Origin of the sequence: Bradyrhizobium sp. (assembly GCF_019244115.1) — a bacterium.
Taxonomy (GTDB): Bacteria; Pseudomonadota; Alphaproteobacteria; order Rhizobiales; family Xanthobacteraceae; genus Bradyrhizobium.
The window spans coordinates 1-2,432 of record NZ_JAFATE010000165.1 but is presented as its reverse complement, the minus strand read 5'-3'; the positions used below and the strand labels follow the sequence as shown (position 1 = coordinate 2,432).

3 protein-coding genes are annotated in these 2,432 nt (G+C 65.3%); all 3 read right to left on the bottom strand.

Translation table 11 applies throughout. The features are described 5' to 3' along the window. Positions 1-267: 267 nt before the first annotated feature. A complete protein-coding gene (locus JOZ76_RS07295; protein WP_291697952.1) occupies positions 268-600 on the bottom strand; it encodes a hypothetical protein in 333 nt (110 codons plus the stop codon). Positions 601-701: 101 nt separating this feature from the next. After that, positions 702-1,448, bottom strand: a complete 747-nt coding sequence (gene istB, locus JOZ76_RS07290) for an IS21-like element helper ATPase IstB (protein WP_291697951.1) — start codon at positions 1,446-1,448, stop codon at positions 702-704. Positions 1,449-1,459: 11 nt separating this feature from the next. After that, positions 1,460-2,395, bottom strand: coding sequence for a Mu transposase domain-containing protein (locus tag JOZ76_RS07285; protein ID WP_441299990.1), 936 nt, complete (start codon positions 2,393-2,395; stop codon positions 1,460-1,462). Positions 2,396-2,432: the final 37 nt, after the last annotated feature.

Sequence of the window (2,432 nt, the reverse complement as noted above, 5' to 3'; positions counted from 1 at the left end):
CAAACCGAGCGGTGGTGGAAATTGACATGCGCGTCCTCCTTTTTGCCGAAATCGGCGCATACGAAGGCCTCGTCCTTAGGCCAACACCCTACGGTCATCGATCCACCGTCAGCGAACCGTCAAACCATTGTCGGTTGCGGGCTTCCAGCGTGCGCCGAACAGACCAAACCGCCAGCATCTCTTGAAGACCGTCTTTTGAGAGCGAGTCCGGGTCGCGTTCCGTCGCAGTCCAACTGGTGGCTCACTGGGCGGTTTATCCCGATGACCTTAGTTCAGCGGCGCGGGCAGCCGGAACACCACGCTCTCCTCCGCGACCCGGCGTTCCTCCACGCTTAGCGCGTAGCGCTCGGCCAGCCGGCCGAGCAGCTCCTGCACCAGGGACTCGGGCGCGCTGGCGCCGGCGCTGAGGCCGAGGGTGCGGACGCCGTCCAGCACCGACCAGTCCAGCGAATTCGCGCGAGGCAGCAGGATGGCACGGCCGGTGCAGGCGCGCTCGGCCACCTCGCGCAGCCGCTGGGAATTGTGCGAGTTTGGGCTGCCGATGACTATCACTGCGGATTCCGATGATGTCGGCCGGGCATTCCGATTGATGTCGGCCACCTGTTCCGATCGAGGTCGGCCGGCCGTTCCGATTGATGTCGGCCGGGGTGGCGGAGCGCCGGCTGGTCGGCGGTGATCTCTCCATAACCGGTTGCATCGGGTCAAGCGGCAACGGTTTTCGGCGCCTGTGGCTTGCGTAAACTGTCGCCGCTGAGTTGCAGTCGGTGAGCGTTGTGAATGATGCGGTCGAGGATGGCATCAGCAAGGGTTGGCTCGCCGATCAAGTCATGCCAGCGGTCGACTGGGATCTGGCTGGTGATCAGCGTGGCACCGCGACCGTAGCGGTCTTCGACGATTTCCAGCATGTCGTGACGCTGGTCGGGCCCGAGTGGCTCGAGACCCCAATCGTCGAGGATCAGCAGCTTGACGCCGCCGAGCGCGCGCATCAGACGCGGGTAGCGGCCGTCACCACGTGCTAGGGCGAGATCGCCGAACATGCGTGGGATGCGCTGATAGAGCACCGAGCGGTTGTCGCGGCATGCCTTTTGGCCGAGGGCGCAGGCCAGCCAACTTTTGCCGACGCCGGCCGGCCCTTCGATAATCAGGTTTTGCGCCTGATCGATCCAACGGCCGCCGATCAATGCCTGGAAGAGTGTGCGGTCGAGACCACGGGCGGCGCGGTAATCGACATCTTCGACCGCTGCCTGGTGGCGCAGCCGGGCAAAGCGTAGCCGTGCCCGCAGCCGTCGTTCGTAACGGTCGGTGGCTTCACGATCGAGCAGCAGGCCGAGCCATTCTGCGTGCGAGAGCTCGGCGCTTTTGGGATTGGCCTCCAATTCGGTGAAAGCGCGCGCCATGCCGGTAAGCCCGAGCTGATGAAGCTGATCGATAGTGGGATGGGTCAGCAAGAAGCACCTCCTCAATGGTAGTAGCGGGGACCGCGGATGTTGGGATGATCCAGCAGCAGCTCGCGTTGCGCGGCCGGCCTGGGTGGGCGCCGATCGAGCCCGTGCTTGAGAATTGATTGGATCGAGCGGTAGGAGCGGGCGCCAATCTCAAGCCCATGGTTGCAAGCCGCTTCCAGCCGCTTGCCGCCGTAATGCCGGGCTAATCGCAGGATACCGATGCAGGCGCGGTATCCCTGCTCGGGGTGCGGCCGACTTTCCAGGATCAGCGCCGTCAACTTGGCAGTGCTGGGGCCGATCGCCGCCGCATCGAGGCCAATGCGCTCGATCGTCCACGCGGCATAGCGCCGGTGCGCGCTCGGCATGTGCTCGGGGATTGTCGTGTGCCGCCCGCGGCCGGCGCCGCGCATGTGCACCGCGACCCGCTCGCCCTTGCAGAACAGCTCGATCGTGCGCTCGGTGATGCGTGCGTCGAGCTGCTGCCGGATCAGCCGATGCGGTACCGAGTAGTAATGCCCATCGATATCGACGTGGTAGTCGAGCCCGACCCGGCGCACCCGCCACTCGGCGTATTGATAGGGTTCGGCTGGCAGCCCCTTCAATGCCGGACGGTCCAACTCGAGGAACAGGTCGCGCCGGCTGACGCCGAGGCGGCGCATTGGCCGCGCATTGAGATCGGCGACCAGCTCGGCGATTGCCTGGTTCAGCTCGGCAAGAGAGAAGAAGCGGCGGTTTCTCAGGCGCGCCAGGATCCACCGCTCGACGACGAGCACCGCGACCTCAACCTTGGCTTTGTCGCGCGGCTTGCGGGCCCGCGTCGGCAGGATGGCAGTGCGATAGTGGGTCGCCAGATCGAGATAGGTGCGGTTGAGGCCAGGCTCGTACCAGTTGGCGCGATCGACCCCGACCTTGGGGTTGTCGGGCACCAGTTGCGCCGGCACACCGCCCATGAAGGCCAACGCCCTGACATGCGCGCCGATCCAATCC